This is a genomic window from Allobosea sp. RAF48 (assembly GCF_052114025.1).
In the GTDB taxonomy this organism is placed as follows: Bacteria; Pseudomonadota; Alphaproteobacteria; order Rhizobiales; family Beijerinckiaceae; genus Allobosea.
This window is the reverse complement of record NZ_JBFRDZ010000010.1, coordinates 173,553-187,683: the sequence shown is the minus strand read 5'-3', so window position 1 is coordinate 187,683 and position 14,131 is coordinate 173,553. Positions and strand designations below refer to the sequence as shown.

Sequence of the window (14,131 nt, the reverse complement as noted above, 5' to 3'; positions counted from 1 at the left end):
GCGAAGCCCATCTCGTGGGTGACGCAGAGCATGGTCATGCCCTCCTCCGCCAGCGAGACCATGGTGTCGAGCACCTCCTTCACCATCTCCGGGTCGAGCGCCGAGGTCGGCTCATCGAACAGCATGATTTTCGGGCTCATGCACAGCGAGCGGGCGATCGCGACGCGCTGCTGCTGGCCGCCCGAGAGCTGGCCCGGATAYTTCGCCGCCTGCTCCGGGATCTTGACGCGCTTGAGATAGTGCATYGCGATCTCCTCGGCGTCCTTCTTGGGCATCTTGCGCACCCAGATCGGCGCCAGCGTCAGGTTCTCGAGGATCGTCAGATGCGGGAACAGGTTGAAGTGCTGGAACACCATGCCGACATCGCGGCGGATCTCGTCGATCTTCTTGAGATCGTTGGTGAGCTCCGTGCCATCGACGATGATCTGGCCCTTCTGGTGCTCCTCGAGCCGGTTGATGCAGCGGATCATCGTCGACTTGCCCGAACCGGACGGGCCGCAGATGACCAGCTTCTCGCCGCGCTGAACCTTGAGGTTGATGTCCCGCAACACGTGGAACTCGCCGTACCACTTGTTCACGCCGATCATCTCGACCGCCGTGGCCGTGTTCAACGAGGTCTGCTTCAGCGCCGCAGGCCGGGAGCCGGCAGGCTCGATCACACTCATCGTCCAAGTCTCCTAAGTTCGCTGAAATCCGACAGCCAATCGCTTACGATCGGCTCGCAAACGGTGCCGGCCTATCCGAAACGGTTTGGTCGAAATTTCGCGAGAAGCGGACTCTGTTCACTGGTAACGATCTCAGCTGCCAGCAACTCACCAGCGATCAATCCGAGTGTGGCCCCGCTATGGCTGAAGGCGACATGATAGCCGGCGACCTCGTCCAGTTGGCCGAACACTGGCTCTCCGCCCTCGGGGATCGGCTTGGGGCCCAATCCGTATGAATCCAACACGAGCTTGGGGTTGCCCTCCAAAACCGCGGAAGCTTCTCGCAGCAGGCCCTGAATGGTCGAATCCTTGGCCTCGTAGCTGCCATCAGGATGGATTACGACTTCCCGCTCTGACCAACCCGAGTCCACAACTAGCGCTCCGTCAGGCGTGGGACGGACGGCCGCGCGGGGCGTGTTCAAAACCGCACGCAAGGAGACTTCGACCGGCTTGGTCCGCACGAGCAGACCGATAGGCGTAGCATCCGGGATGCACGCTCCGACCTCGGCAACGATCTTCGGCACAGCAGGCCCCGTCGCGAGCAGCACCGCATCGGCATCGAAAGAATGGCCTTGAGCGGTATTCACGCCCTTCACGCGCGAGCCGGACACGGCAACCGATGCTTTCCCTGCGTTCTGGACGAGCTGCCCGCCAAGCCCCTGAAATTCGATCAGCAACACATCGATCAAAGACGGCAGATCGACCCAGCCCTCATCCGGATTAAAGATCGCGCCTTGCGGCGGCACAGCCTGCGCGCGAACGCCTGGGGTCGCACTCGCAATCTGGTCCGCCGAAAGTAGCCGTGCAGGATAGCCAATGCTCTGCTCGTGCGCGAATACGCTGGCTATTCCATTGGTCTCGCTATCTGCATCCCAGGTCAAACCGCCGTCGAACCGCAGCCACGGCGCGCCGGGATGCTGTTTCAAGAGAGTGCGATACCGTTCCAGCCCGAGCATGCGCAGTTCGTGATATTCAGTCGACCGCAAGCGAGCCGAGTTCAGCCAAGACAGGGAACGTCCTGAAGCGCCGCTCGCCGACCCGGCTTCGGTGACGAGCGTCACACGCGCGCCGAGGCGAGCGAGATGGAGTGCGGCTGAGCTACCGAAAATGCCGGCGCCGATGACGACAACCTTGGGCTGTGACGACCCGATTTCCATGCGCTGTGACCTCTTGGTGAGTGATGGCTGCCGACAGCAGACGCTGTTCCCGAGCAGCACAGATCGTTGGATGCGTTTGAGCGCTTGAAGCGGGGACGAGGTAGCTTCTACCCCGCGCCATAGCTGTACCGGCGTTCAAGCCACGTCACGGCGCGTGCCGAAATCCATGTCAGGATGACGAAAACGAAAGTTACGGCCAGAAGCGGCTCGTAAACCTTGAATGTCTGCATTCTGATGTAGTTGGCCATCCCGAGCAGATCCATCACCGTGATAGTCGACGCCAGGACTGTCGATTTCAGCAGGATGATGTTCTGGCCGCCCAACGCCGGTAGACTGATGCGAAAGGCGCGGGGCAGAACGATCAGCAGCCAAGTCATCCAACTACGAAGGCCCAGCGAGCGCGCCGCCTCGATCTCGCCCTTGGGCACGCCGGCGATGCCGCCCCGCAGAATCTCGCCGCCATAGGCAGCAAAGCTGATCGTCAAAGCCGCCCAGGCATACCAGTACCCCTCTCGAAGGACGGGCCAGAACGCGCTGTAGCGGATCGACGGCATCTGCGCGAAGAGGTTTCCGAAGCCGTAGTAGAGGATATAAACCTGTATCAGTAGCGGCGTGCCCCTGATCACGGTCAGGAATGATCTTGCCGGTGCGCTCAGCAAGATAGACGGCGACATCCGCATCGTTGCCACGAGGGTCGCACCTGCGAGCCCCGCAAGTAGCGAGAACAGCCACAGGCTGAGCGTGATCCAGAACCCATCGACGAGTTGCGGCACCATCTCGACGAAGAACGCGAGTTCCATTTCAGGCGAAGCCCCGGTTCAGGCGCCGCTCAAGCCGCGCGATGAAGAGGTTGGAGATCAGCGAGATCGCAAGGAACATCGCCGCGACGAGCAGGAAGAAGCTGAGATAGAACTTCGTCTGGCTGGCAGCGATCTTCCCGACATTCAATAGCTCTTCGAACCCGACAACACTGACCAACGCCGAGTCCTTCAGCGCCGATTGCCAGAGGTTTCCTAGCCCCGGCAATGCGATGCGCAACATGAGCGGAAGGGTGACCAAGCGGAAACGCGTCAGTGGTGGTAGAGCCAGCGCCCGACCGGCCTCGTGAATCCCCCGCGGGACAGAGACCATGGCGCCCCGGAACACCTCCGTCATGTACGCGCCCTTTATGAAGCCGAGCGCAAACACAACGGTGGCGAAGCCGCTGAGCGTAATGCGCCCCTTGAGGCCGATCAGCCCCATAGCCGCGTCGAACAGTGCCGTTCCAGTATAATAGAGCAGGATGATCAGGAGCAGCGCGGGAATGGCCCGCACGAGCGTTGTATAGAGCTCTGCCACCTTTTCGGCGAGCGGGCTGCCTGAGAGCTTGGCCCAGCACCCGACAAGGCCGAGCGCCATTCCGAGAACATAGGAAGCGATGGAGATCTCGATCGTCGTCAGGGCGCCTCGAAGGAGCTGCCCGCCCCACCCGGTTGGCCCGAAGCCAATCAGTGTCATGAATGTTGAAAGGTCGAACTGCATACCAACCGCCATCTTGCGGGCGAGCCGGCCAGACCGGCTCGCCGCTTCGGATCACTCGCCGTAAGGGTCGTGCTCGAAATACTTCTTGGCGATCGCCTGGTACTCCCCGCTCTTGCGGATCGCTGCCAGCGCGACGTTCATGCGGTCGCGCAAGACGGTGTCGCCCTTGCGCACGCCGGCGCCTGCGCCGCGCCCCAGGATCGGATCGACAGGCGTGATGCCCTTGATCTCGTATGGCTGGCCAGGAACGTTCTTCATGAAGATCGTCAACTGCAGGATATCGCCCATGACGACATCGTTGCGGCCAGCCACGAGGTCTGCGGTGGCGTCGTCCAGTGTATCGTACAGTTTGATCTTGGCCGTATTGCCGTAATACGATTCCAGGTAGCGCTGAAAATTCGTCGCCTTCGTCACCGCGACGATCTTGTCCTTGAGGCCCGCGGCGCTGACCTCTACCTTCAGCGCCTTGGGGGCGATGAAAGCTGCCGGTCCGCGACGATAGCGATCAGTGAAGTCGACTACCTTCTCGCGCTCTGCCGTCATCGACATGCCGGACCAGATGATGTCGATCTTGTTGGCCTGGAGAGCTGGGATGATTCCATCCCAGGCGACGGGAACGATCTCGCATGTAGCCTTCATCTCACGGCATAGGGCGTTCATGATGTCGATATCGAAGCCGTACCATTCGCCTGCCGGACTCTTGTTGGTCCACGGCGGAAATGGCGCGGAATTATAACCCCAGCGCAAGGTATCCTGAGCGAAGGCCATCGGCGCTGTTGCCAGCAGCACGATGGCCGCGAACAATCTCGTCAGTGCTTTCACCACGTCTTTTCCCCTCTTACTGTGACGGTGGTCCTTCTGCCGGCGTTCGCTATTGCAGCGGAAGCCGTCGCAGATCTTGCTTGAGCAAGGGCTTCGAACCCTTCCGCAATCGATTGAATGAGAAGGGCGTCGGGTCGACGACGGGAGCATCTCCCATCACGATCTCGGCGGTCAGCCGTCCCGCCCCCGGTCCGATGCCGAAGCCATGCCCGGAATAGCCAGTGCTGAGGAAGAAGCCCGGCAGCTCATCGACAGCCGAGATCACAGGCACGGCGTCAGGGGTAGCGTCGATTAACCCGCCCCAGGATTCGACGATCTTTGCGTTGTCGAAAACGGGGAACGCCGCGCGGAGGTTGCGCAATGCGGCATCCATGTCCGATTGGATGACCTGCGGATCCAAAATCCGGGTTCGCTCGAACGGGGAAATGCCGTCTGTCGACCAGCCGCGTGCATCACGAGCCTCTTCAAGGAAGCGTTTGCCCAAGCGGAGCCGGATCGACTTACGTTCGATCATAAGACGCGGCAGAAAATCGAACAGATAACGGAAGCTGTCCGGAACTATCTGCGCCTCGTTCGAAAGTCCGTAGGCGATGTTGTAGCCGCCGTCGAGGCGCTTGCGCAGGCCGAAGCCACGGCCCCGCACCGAGACCTCCGGCCCGCCGTCAAGTGGAGCGGTCCGCATGACATTGCCCTGCACGTTGAGCTGCGGCAGCCGGATGCCAAGGCTGCGGCACATGAGGCGCGACCAGACGCCTCCTGCGAGGACGACAGACTGACAAGCGATTTCGCCCTTTTCCGTAACTACGCTTGAAACCGCACCGGCCGCAGTCTCAATGCCGCGAACCGCGCAGCCAGTCAGGATGTAGGCGCCCGCGTCGCGTGCACTTTCGGCGATCGCGGGAGCTGCTAGGGCAGGTTCGGCCCGCCCGTCACTCGGCGCGAAATGAGCCCCGATCCAGGGTTTGCCCGTGCCCGGCACCAGCCCACGGATCTCTTCGGGCCCGATCATCCTCGCGTCGGATTGGTAGAGTCTGGCCTCGTCATCAGCCCGTTGCGCGTCCGCGATCTCCGCCTCTGTCGCGCAGAGCGAGAGAATGCCGCACTGGCGGAAGCCGGTCTCGCGCCCGGTCATTTCGTTCATTCGCCGCCAGAGCCGGAGGCTTTCCATCGCCAGAGGAAGCTCCCGCGGGTCGCGGCTCAGGGTCCGGCACCAGCCCCAGTTCCGGCTCGACTGCTCGGCGCCGATCTCCCCCTTCTCGCAGAGCGCGACTGAAATTCCTTTGCGAGCCAAGAAGAAGGCAGTGCTCACGCCGGCGATACCGCCGCCGATGACGACAACATCGACCTTCTGCGGGAGCTGCGGGCTGGAAATGACTTTCTGAACGGGAGGCGACATCGGATCCAGCTTCTGAGTCACTAGGCTACTAGTGGCCCAGTTGCGCATGGTGTCGTTTTTATGTCAACAAGGCGGCCAGCAACCAAAAGCAGGCGACCACGGAGGAAATGCATGACGGTGTTGAAGCGGCTTGCCTCGCGACATCCGCTCGCGTCCGGAGAATCGGCGGCCGCCCAGCTCCTACGCGTCATCAGGGACGCCGTTGTGCGCCTAGATATCGCGCCGGGAGAACGGCTTTCGGAGCAGGACATTGCCGATGCTTTCGGCCTGAGCCGGCACCCCGTCCGCAATGCGCTGCTGCAACTACGGGACACAGGGCTGATCCGGTCTTTACCGCAGAAAGCCACACAGGTGCAGAAGATCTCGATCCCTGCAGTCGAGGCCGCCTGCTTCGTCAGAGAAGCCCTTGAATGTGCTGCTGCTCGACGCGCCAGCATGCAGGCGACGGCTGCCGTTCTCAAGGAATTGCGCTATTGCGTGGCACTTCAGAAGACTGCGGCGGAGAGCAACGAGATCCAGCGTTTCATGCGACTGGACGACGAGTTCCACCGGCTCGTCATCACCGCCGCCGGCTTCGAACTGGCGTGGAAGATCGTCGACGATCACAGGATCCAAATCGACCGCATCCGATATTTGAAGCTGCGAAGGGCCGAAGCTAGAGATCCGAGCTACGCGAACCTCTACAACGTCAATATCGGTGAGCATGAGGCAATCCTCGATGCCGTGGCGTCCGGTGACGCCGACAGAGCCGAAGCCTTGACGCGTCGCCACACAACCAAGCTCCTGGACGCCCTGCCTATCCTCCTTGAGCAGCATGCCGAGATGTTCGAGCCTATTGATCTTGATAAAGAGGCTGAAGGCTGATTTACCTTCCAGTTATGAGTGGTAAGATTAGTATATACGCCTCGTTATGTGATTTTTATTTTGATAAATTGCTTCGGATCGATCGTGCGCCTGAGATTTAAAGCTTTGTCTATCCGTCGTTGAAAATTCCGCGAGACCAAATCTGGCCTTATGTGTTGTGGAGGTCGGCGGAGCAGTGGAATTAACATCTAACGGAAGCGATACGCCAAGCTCGGTCGATCAGTTCGGCGCCCGCCGGGGTGTGCCGGTCGCGCGCCGCCTCAGTACTTGATTACCCCGAAGCGTCGGAATGCATCGTGAATCCGGTCGGCGTAGTGGTTGAAGCTCGGATAGTCGCCGAGATGGGCCGGGCGGGGGCGCGGCAGTTCGATCGCGATCTCGTCGACGATCCTGCCGGGCGTCGGCGACATCACCAGCACACGATCGGAGAGCCCGATCGCCTCCTCGATCGAGTGGGTGATGAACACCACCGTCTTGGCCTGCTCCATCCAGAGCAGTTCGAGGTCGTGGCGGATCTGGGTGCGGGTGATGGCGTCGAGCGCGCCGAAGGGCTCGTCCATCATCAGCACGGCGGGATTGTGGATCAGCGCGCGGGCGATCGAGACGCGCTGGCGCATGCCGCCGGAGAGCTGCTTCGGGTAGCGGTCGACCGCATGCGAGATGCCGAGCTTGGCGAATAGGTCGAGCGCCCGCTCGCGCGCCGGCTCCAGCGGCAGGCCGCGGATCTCCGCCTGCAGCAGCACGTTCTCCATCGCCGTGCGGAATTCGAGCAGGAGGTGATCCTGGAAGACGATACCGATATCGGTGAGCGGCGAGGTCAGCGCCTTGCCATTGACCAGAAGCTCGCCCCGGCTCACCGGGATCAGCCCGGCCGCCATCAGCATGAACGTGCTCTTGCCGCAGCCGGACGGGCCGATCAGGCTGACGAACTCGCCGCTGCGGATGTTGAGCGTCAGTCCGTCGACGGCGGTGAAGCTGCCGAAGGTCTTGATGATGCCGCGCCCTTCGATCGAGGCGGCGGCGTGGGCGGCTGCGGCGTTCATGCTCGTATCTCGATCAATCCAAGGTCGTCCCGGATCTCCGTTTCGCTTCGTCCGGGATGACGAGGGTTGGGTTGTCAGGGGCAGGACGGGGCCGAGGCGGGCAGCAGTTCCGTCGTGTAATAATCGGTGATCAGCTTGTCCTTGGGCAGGCCGAGATACTGGGTCAGCAGTTCGAAGCTCTTGGTCCAGTTTGCGTCGGGCACCTTGCCGAGCGCGGTCGCGCCCGGCGCGCAGAGCAGCTTGTTGACCACGTCGAACTGGGCGAGCACCTGCGCCTTCTTCACCGAGGGAAATTGCGCGACGACCGCGTCGGCGGCGGCATCCGGGTTCTTGCGGGCGGCGTCCCAGCCCTGCAGGCTCGCGTCGACGAACTTCTTGTAGAGTTCGGCATCGGCCTTGATCTTGTCGTCGCGGGCGATGATCGAGAGCCCCACTGTCGGCACGCCGACGTCGCGATAGAAGATGTCGCGCACCTTGAAGCCGCGCTCGCGGATCTGGACGGAGTGGAAATCGGCACCGCCCAGGATGGCGTCGACCTTCTTCTCCAGCAGCGCCCCGACGAAGGCGCCGGGATCGATGTTGATGATGTCGAGCTTGCTCTTGTCGATCTGGTTGCTGGCGAGGATGGCGTCGAGCAGGGTGGTCTGCGCCGTGCCGGGCTGCACAGCGACCTTCTTGCCGACGAGGTCCTTCGGCGAGGCGATGCCGCTCTCCTCCAGCGCGATGATGGCGAAGCCGTTGGTCTGCAGCACCGGCGCGATGATCTTCACCGGCGCGCCCTTGGTGCGCAATTGCATGGCGGCGGGTGCGTCGGCGAAGCCGATATCGGTCTGGCCGGTCGCGACCATCTGGGCCGTGGTGCCGGAGCCCTTGCCTTCTTCGATGGTCAGGTCGATGCCGGCCTTCTGGTAGAGGCCCATCTGCTTGGCCATCATGAAGCCGGCATTGGGAGCGGCGGCGAGGAAGTTGAGCGTGATCTTCATCGGCTTGCCGGCGCCTTGTGCTAGGGCGCCGGAAGCGCTGAGCGCGATGGCCGCGACGGCGCCGATCAGCATGCGTCTGTTCATCATGGTGTCCTCCCTTGAGCCGGTTCGTCCGGCTTATTGGTGTGGTCTGGATTCAGCCCTTGCGTTGCCAGGGCATCAGCAGGATTTCGAGGCCGTCGACGATGTAGCTGAACAGGATGCCGACGACGCTCAGCGCCACCAGGCAGGCGAAGATCAGCGGCATGTCGAGAAAGCTCGTGCCGCGTAGCAGGAGATAGCCGAGCCCCGCATTAGCGCCGACGAACTCGCCGACGATGGCGCCGGTCGCGGCGAAGACGGCCGATACCTTCAGCCCCGAGAAGATATAGGTCAGTGCTGCCGGCACGCGGACATAGCGGAAGGTCTGCCAGGCGGAAGCGCCCATCGAACGGGTGAGATAGAGCACGCGCTCGTCCAGCGCGCGGAAGCCGGTCATGCTCGCCACCAAAGTCGGGAAGAAGCAGAGCAGGAAGGTCAGCAGCACCTTCGGGAACAGGCCGAAACCGAACCAGACGACGAAGAGCGGCGCGATCGCGATCTTCGGCACGAGCTGGAAGAAGACGATAACCGGATAGATCGCCTTCTCCAGGATCCGCACCGAGACGATGACATAGCCGAGCGGGATCGAGATCACAGCCGCCATCAGGAATCCTAGGACGATCTCGTTGCCCGTCACCAGCGTGTGCCGGAAGATCTCGCCCCGGTCGGTCCAGAGCCGCTCGAAGAAGGCGCTCGGCACCGGCAGGATGTATTCCGGAATGCGCGCGAGCGGCACCAGCCACTCCCAGGCGGCGAGCAGCACGGCGAAGCTCATCAGCGGCCAGGCGATGGCGGAGCCCCACTCCGGGAGCCTGCTGCGCCCGCTATCTGCTGCGGCGGGGGAGGCGTTGGCGGCACTATCGCTCATGCCGGTGTTCCTGCGGGATGGTTCTGGTTGGCCGAGACGAGCGGATGGGCGTGGGACTGCGGGATCTGGCGTCGGCGCAGCGGCCAGATATCGGCCATCTCCGCCGCCGCGCGCCCGAGTGCCTCGGTGATGGCGAGGCGTCGATCCTCGGGCATGCGCGGCAAGGGGCCGGCGACGCTAAGCGTCCCGGCCACCGGTGCGGCGGGATCTGGCCCGGCGCGAAAGGTCGTCGCCATCGCGACGATGCCGATTTCGCCTTCCTCGACTGCAATCGCAAAACCGCGCCGCCGCGTCTCGTCGAGATGGGCGCGCAGCGCATCGACATCCTTGAGCGCGTTCGGCCCGGTGCGGTCGTCGCCGTCGAAGCCGCGCGCGAAGACGATACGCAGCGCCTCCGTTTCCGGCAGCGAGGCGAGCCACGCCTTGCCGGTGGCGGTCGCATGCAACACGGGCCCGGAACCCATCGGCGGCTCGTAGCGCAACCCTGCCGTCGCGCCTTGCGAGCGGGCGATCCAGATCAGATCGCCGCCCTCGACCACGGCGAGCCGGCAATATTCCCGCGTCGCCGCCGCCAGCCGGTCCAGCACGATCTGGCCGGCATCGGGTAGGCCGCGGCTGTCGAGATCGCGAAAGGCGAGCTGGGCCAGCTTCAGCGTCAGCCCATAGGCGCCGGAATGTGCGTCCTGCCGGACGAAGCCGCGCTCGGCCAGCGTGGCGAGCAGGCGATGCGTCGCACTGAAGGGCAGGTCGAGCCGTTCGGCAAGCAGGCTGAGATCGACGCCATCCGGCGCGCCGGCCAGCGCCTCCATCAGCTTCAACGCCCGCTCCACGGCCGCAATCGTCACCTGCGTTTCATCCCTCGGATTATTTTTGGAAATTATTTCCAATTCAGAATTGCTTTCCGTATAAGAGCGCGACGAGGCCAAGTCAACGCGCCTCGCGGCGGAATATGGGAGGGCGCATGAGTCTGGCGGGTGAGGGGGCGGTCGCGATCTGGCACGACATCGCGCCGGAGGGGCGCGCCGAGTTCTATGCCTGGCACGGTCAGGAGCACATGCCCGAGCGTGTGGGCATTCCCGGTTTCCTGCGCGGGCGCCGCTATGTCGCGATTGAGGCCGATCTGGAGTTCTTCAACCTTTACGAGGCGCTCACCGTCGAGACGCTGAAGAGCCAGGACTACACGGCCCGCGTCAATGCGCCGACGCCCTGGACGCTGAGTGCCGTCAAGCACTTCCGCTCGGTCGCCCGCTCGATCTGCCGTGTCGCCCATAGTGCCGGCCCGGCCCAGGGCGGGTTGATCGCGACGCTGCGCTACGACGTGCCCGAGGGAGGCGAGCAGGCTCACCGCGATGCGCTGCTGCGGCGGTTCATCCCGGATCTGCTGGACAAGCCGGGCGTGGCCGGCGTGCATCTGCTCGTCGCCGATGCCGAGGCGAGCGGCGTCGCCACCGCCGAACAGAAGGCGCGTGGTGTCGCCAATGCCGTGCCGCGCTGGGTGCTGCTGCTCGAAGGCTGGGGCGACGAGGCCGATTTCGTCACGCTGGCGAAGCAGGAGCTCTCACCCGCTTCCCTCGGCTCCATCGGCGGCGAAGGGTCCTATTCGCTTGGCCTCTATCGTCACCAGATCACCCGGACCAAGACCGCCTGGAGCGCCGGCTGATGGATGCGCGCTACGACCTTGCCGGCCGCGCGGCCATCGTCACCGGCGGCGCCGGCGGGCTGGGACGCGGCATCGCGCAAGCGCTGAGCGATGCCGGCGCGACGGTGGAATTATGGGATGCCGACCCCAACAAGCTGGAGGCGGCTGCCGCCGAACTGGGCGTCGCCGCCCGGCAGGTCGACATCACCGATGCTGCCGCCGTCGATGCGGCGGCCTCGGCCGCCTTCGCCGCGCGTGGGCGCATCGACATCCTGATCAACAATGCCGGCATTCTCGGCGAGGTGAAGCCGATCTGGGAGACCGATCCCCGCAATTTCGAGGCGGTGCTGCGGGTCAACCTGTTCGGCACCTATCTCGTCAGCCGCGCGCTGCTCGGCCGCATGCGGATGCAGGCTCCGCGTAGCGGTGTCGGCGGCCATGCGCTGCGCGGCCATGTCGTCAACATCGCCTCGATCCAGGGCAAGGAAGGCATGGCGCTGGCCGCCGCCTACTCGGCCAGCAAGGCCGGCGTGATCGCGCTGACCAAGAGCGCTGCCAAGGAAACAGCGCGAGACGGCATCGTCGTCACCGCCATCACTCCTGCCGCCGCCGAGACCGCAATGGCGAAGGAGATTTCCGCCGAGCGCCGCGCCGACATTCTGTCGCGCATCCCCATGGGCCGCTTCGTCGAGATCGAGGAGGTGGCGCGGATGGTGCTGTGGCTGGCCTCGGACGAGTGTTCGTTCTCGACCGGCGGCGTCTTCGACCTGTCGGGCGGCCGGGCGACCTATTGATCGGCAGATTCGGTCGCATCAAGGGGAGGAAGCAAATCCTCAAGGCTGCGTCGTGCCAGGAGCGGAAGTTGGCACCTTACCCGAGACCGGACATTCACCCACGGGTGGGCAGCATCGGCTGGTGACTCAAGCGCGACATTCCCGACGAGGCGTCTGACGAGCGAGATTGGCCCTTTTGTATGGACCGGCTGCGTTTCATAACGGTTGGGCGCGGTAACGGAAGTCGCTCGTATGTGTCCGGCTACTGATCGGCCCGCGGGCCGTGGCCTTGATGGGAGTACGCGCGCACCTTTGAGCTCATTAGCAGATCGGCCGTTCAGCGGCCAAAAGGGCCACCAGGCTCAGGGTGCGCATATTGAATCCGTTGCATGCCTGCTCCCTCGCGAACTCATTGGGGGGCTGCTAGATTGCGAGCGCCTCCCCGTGCGTGTCGAAGGACCGTCCGTTGCGCAGCGCGCTCCAGCTGATGCGAGCGAGCTTGTTGCGGTGAAGGCGCGGAGCCGCTTCCTTCAACCAGGTTCCGAAGCTGAACTTCTCCCAGTTGTGCGGTCTCAGGATGATGACCTTCGCGGTCTGGGTGAACAGCATTCTCAGATAGGTGTTGCCCTGTTTCGAGATGCGCCCGAGCACGGTTCTACCGCCGGTGCAGTATTGTCGTGGGACGAGACCGAGCCACGCGCCGAAATCACGGCCTCGGTCGAAGGCTTCACCGTCGCCCATCGCGGCGACCATCGTGGTTGAGATGATCGGCACAACGTCCGGCACGCTCATAAGCCGTGTGCAGGCAGCCTGCACTGCTGCGATCTTCTCGATTTCGGCTGTGATCGTCTCGATCCGCTCGTCGAGTCATAGCCAGTCCTCATAGAGGCCGACGATCAGATCGCTCATGCGAGGCGAGATCTTATCGGCCCGGTTCTTCAGGATGTCGAAGAGCGAGCTTCGCAGGGCCCGCAGCCCGGGGCGAATGGCGATACCCTGTTCGATCAGGAACGCCCGGATCTGATTGACCGTCGCGGTCCGGCGCGAGACCAGCCGCGACCGGATACGGTGATAGGCCTGCAGGTCGAGTTCGTCCTGCGTCTTCTCCCGTGCCACCCGTAGGTTCGGTCGCAGCATGGCCTCCGCGATGGCCTCGGCGTCGTTGTAGTCGTTCTTCTGGCCCTTCGCGAAAGGCTTGGCGTACTTCGCCGGAATGATGCGGGGCTCGTCGCCAAGCCTGCGCAGTGTACGGACTACGAAATCAGCGCTCAGGATGGCCGAGCCGACCCAAGCCTAGCCTCAACAGCACCCTTTCCGAGATCGGCTGCAAGGCGGAGCGATCTCCCCTAGGGCCCGAAGGGTGGTGAGACCAAGGGCGGGTTGGGGACCGCAAGGTCCCTCCGCGAAAAGCGTAATCCACCTCTCGTCGGACCCAACCATGAAGCGGCCAACGCGCCGACTTGGGAAAGAAGCCAGAGACCTGGCGGGATAATCAACTCGATGCCTTAGAAGGTCGCCCCCTCATCGGCCGACAGGTCGCCGGCAAAGCGCGCAATCGCGAGCCTTATTGTCTCAGCGATCTCGGCGGTTCTGTCGAGACAGCGGAATTGAGGGCCCGCGACGACGATCGAGAGCCGGCGATGGCGGACAGGCAGCGGAAAGGCGACGCCAACCAGATCGGCGCTGAAGTCGCCGTTGCTGAAATGATAGCCGCGCGCCGCCGAGCGCCGAATCTCAGCCTCGACGGCCTCGATACTCATTGGCGTCGTTGCCGAATAGCGCTCGAAGCTGAGCTTGCGGTAAAGCRCCTGACGCTCCGCCGGGGAGTACTGGGCGAGGATGGCGCGGCCGGTCGAACTAGCATGGATCGGTAGGCGATGCCCCACGCGAGCGAAATACCGGATGGGCGCCTTCGACTCGACGACATGGATGAACAGCGCGTGTGTGCTCGCGGGCGCGCCGATCGCCGTGGTCTCCCCCGTCTCCTCGGCGATCTCTGCCACGAGCTGGAGAGCGGCCTCCGGCAGGGGTTCAGCCTTCGAGACGGCTTGCGCCATGGCCAGCCATCGCGGGCTGGGATAGTAGCCCCCTCGGGTCCGCGGCTCGTAGAGATAGCCCTTCTCCGCGAGAGTGCCGATCAGGTTGAACGTACTGGATCGCGGCCAGCCAAGCTCGTCCGAGAGCTCGGCCAGGGTCGCCGGGCGCTGCCGGCGGGCGAAGAACTCGAGAAGCTCCAGAACATTGGCAGCCTGCTTGACCTGCATGCGTCTTCCTGTTGCG

The 14,131-nt window shown here is 63.6% G+C and carries 14 protein-coding genes and 1 pseudogene; 3 read left to right on the top strand and 12 right to left on the bottom strand.

What is annotated here, in order from left to right; all coding sequences use genetic code 11:
• The 6 genes from AB4Z10_RS19130 to AB4Z10_RS19105 all read right to left on the bottom strand — a co-directional run.
• On the bottom strand, window positions 1-587 hold a 587-nt coding region (locus tag AB4Z10_RS19130), incomplete at its 3' end, for an amino acid ABC transporter ATP-binding protein (RefSeq protein ID WP_441471973.1).
• Between the two features lie 149 nt (window positions 588-736).
• The gene (locus AB4Z10_RS19125; protein WP_441471969.1) at window positions 737-1,861 is read right to left on the bottom strand and encodes an NAD(P)/FAD-dependent oxidoreductase; all 1,125 of its coding nucleotides are present in this window, start codon (window positions 1,859-1,861) and stop codon (window positions 737-739) included.
• A 107-nt stretch (window positions 1,862-1,968) separates the two neighbouring features.
• On the bottom strand, window positions 1,969-2,661 hold the full coding sequence (locus tag AB4Z10_RS19120; protein ID WP_441471968.1) for an ABC transporter permease: 693 nt from the start codon (window positions 2,659-2,661) through the stop codon (window positions 1,969-1,971).
• 1 nt (window position 2,662) lies between these two features.
• Window positions 2,663-3,382 (bottom strand): ABC transporter permease, encoded by a 720-nt coding sequence (locus AB4Z10_RS19115; protein ID WP_441471967.1) that lies wholly within the window; start codon window positions 3,380-3,382, stop codon window positions 2,663-2,665.
• Between the two features lie 51 nt (window positions 3,383-3,433).
• Window positions 3,434-4,204, bottom strand: a complete 771-nt coding sequence (locus AB4Z10_RS19110) for a transporter substrate-binding domain-containing protein (protein WP_441471966.1) — start codon at window positions 4,202-4,204, stop codon at window positions 3,434-3,436.
• A gap of 49 nt (window positions 4,205-4,253) precedes the next feature.
• Window positions 4,254-5,600 carry an NAD(P)/FAD-dependent oxidoreductase gene (locus AB4Z10_RS19105; RefSeq protein WP_441471965.1) on the bottom strand — a complete coding sequence of 449 codons (1,347 nt, stop codon included), beginning with the start codon at window positions 5,598-5,600 and terminating at the stop codon, window positions 4,254-4,256.
• A 111-nt stretch (window positions 5,601-5,711) separates the two neighbouring features.
• On the opposite strand from AB4Z10_RS19105, the gene AB4Z10_RS19100 reads away from it, so the two are divergent.
• Window positions 5,712-6,464: a GntR family transcriptional regulator gene (locus AB4Z10_RS19100; protein ID WP_441471964.1), complete on the top strand. Its 753-nt coding sequence runs from the start codon at window positions 5,712-5,714 to the stop codon at window positions 6,462-6,464.
• Between the two features lie 260 nt (window positions 6,465-6,724).
• Here AB4Z10_RS19100 and AB4Z10_RS19095 read toward each other — a convergent pair whose 3' ends face one another.
• The 4 genes from AB4Z10_RS19095 to AB4Z10_RS19080 all read right to left on the bottom strand — a co-directional run bounded on the left by AB4Z10_RS19095 (window position 6,725) and on the right by AB4Z10_RS19080 (window position 10,284).
• Window positions 6,725-7,507 carry an ABC transporter ATP-binding protein gene (locus AB4Z10_RS19095; RefSeq protein ID WP_441471963.1) on the bottom strand — a complete coding sequence of 261 codons (783 nt, stop codon included), beginning with the start codon at window positions 7,505-7,507 and terminating at the stop codon, window positions 6,725-6,727.
• A gap of 74 nt (window positions 7,508-7,581) precedes the next feature.
• Window positions 7,582-8,577 carry an ABC transporter substrate-binding protein gene (locus AB4Z10_RS19090; protein ID WP_441471962.1) on the bottom strand — a complete coding sequence of 332 codons (996 nt, stop codon included), beginning with the start codon at window positions 8,575-8,577 and terminating at the stop codon, window positions 7,582-7,584.
• A 49-nt stretch (window positions 8,578-8,626) separates the two neighbouring features.
• Window positions 8,627-9,439, bottom strand: a complete 813-nt coding sequence (locus AB4Z10_RS19085; protein ID WP_441471961.1) for an ABC transporter permease — start codon at window positions 9,437-9,439, stop codon at window positions 8,627-8,629.
• Window positions 9,436-10,284 (bottom strand): IclR family transcriptional regulator, encoded by an 849-nt coding sequence (locus AB4Z10_RS19080; protein ID WP_441471960.1) that lies wholly within the window; start codon window positions 10,282-10,284, stop codon window positions 9,436-9,438. The genes AB4Z10_RS19085 and AB4Z10_RS19080 overlap by 4 nt, the downstream gene beginning before the upstream one ends.
• A gap of 116 nt (window positions 10,285-10,400) precedes the next feature.
• Here AB4Z10_RS19080 and AB4Z10_RS19075 point away from each other — a divergent pair, with 116 nt between their 5' ends.
• Window positions 10,401-11,099: a hypothetical protein gene (locus AB4Z10_RS19075; RefSeq protein WP_441471959.1), complete on the top strand. Its 699-nt coding sequence runs from the start codon at window positions 10,401-10,403 to the stop codon at window positions 11,097-11,099.
• A complete protein-coding gene (locus AB4Z10_RS19070; protein WP_441471958.1) occupies window positions 11,099-11,872 on the top strand; it encodes an SDR family NAD(P)-dependent oxidoreductase in 774 nt (257 codons plus the stop codon). Before AB4Z10_RS19075 ends, AB4Z10_RS19070 begins: the two co-directional genes overlap by 1 nt.
• A 402-nt stretch (window positions 11,873-12,274) precedes the next feature.
• Here the strand turns inward: AB4Z10_RS19070 and AB4Z10_RS19065 are convergent.
• Both AB4Z10_RS19065 and AB4Z10_RS19060 read right to left on the bottom strand, forming a co-directional pair.
• Window positions 12,275-13,129, bottom strand: a pseudogene (locus tag AB4Z10_RS19065) (IS110 family RNA-guided transposase); the annotation flags it as partial.
• 227 nt (window positions 13,130-13,356) lie between these two features.
• Window positions 13,357-14,115 carry an IclR family transcriptional regulator gene (locus AB4Z10_RS19060; protein WP_441471957.1) on the bottom strand — a complete coding sequence of 253 codons (759 nt, stop codon included), beginning with the start codon at window positions 14,113-14,115 and terminating at the stop codon, window positions 13,357-13,359.
• Window positions 14,116-14,131: the final 16 nt, after the last annotated feature.

Bases quoted from the DNA above. Each gene is read 5' to 3' on its own strand.
- AB4Z10_RS19125 (WP_441471969.1), bottom strand. From the start codon at position 1,861: ATGGAAATCGGGTCGTCACAGCCCAAGGTTGTCGTCATCGGCGCCGGC.
- AB4Z10_RS19120 (WP_441471968.1), bottom strand. From the start codon at position 2,661: ATGGAACTCGCGTTCTTCGTCGAGATGGTGCCGCAACTCGTCGATGGG.
- AB4Z10_RS19115 (WP_441471967.1), bottom strand. From the start codon at position 3,382: ATGCAGTTCGACCTTTCAACATTCATGACACTGATTGGCTTCGGGCCA.
- AB4Z10_RS19105 (WP_441471965.1), bottom strand. From the start codon at position 5,600: ATGTCGCCTCCCGTTCAGAAAGTCATTTCCAGCCCGCAGCTCCCGCAG.
- AB4Z10_RS19100 (WP_441471964.1), top strand. From the start codon at position 5,712: ATGACGGTGTTGAAGCGGCTTGCCTCGCGACATCCGCTCGCGTCCGGA.
- AB4Z10_RS19095 (WP_441471963.1), bottom strand. From the start codon at position 7,507: ATGAACGCCGCAGCCGCCCACGCCGCCGCCTCGATCGAAGGGCGCGGC.
- AB4Z10_RS19090 (WP_441471962.1), bottom strand. From the start codon at position 8,577: ATGATGAACAGACGCATGCTGATCGGCGCCGTCGCGGCCATCGCGCTC.
- AB4Z10_RS19085 (WP_441471961.1), bottom strand. From the start codon at position 9,439: ATGAGCGATAGTGCCGCCAACGCCTCCCCCGCCGCAGCAGATAGCGGG.
- AB4Z10_RS19075 (WP_441471959.1), top strand. From the start codon at position 10,401: ATGAGTCTGGCGGGTGAGGGGGCGGTCGCGATCTGGCACGACATCGCG.
- AB4Z10_RS19070 (WP_441471958.1), top strand. From the start codon at position 11,099: ATGGATGCGCGCTACGACCTTGCCGGCCGCGCGGCCATCGTCACCGGC.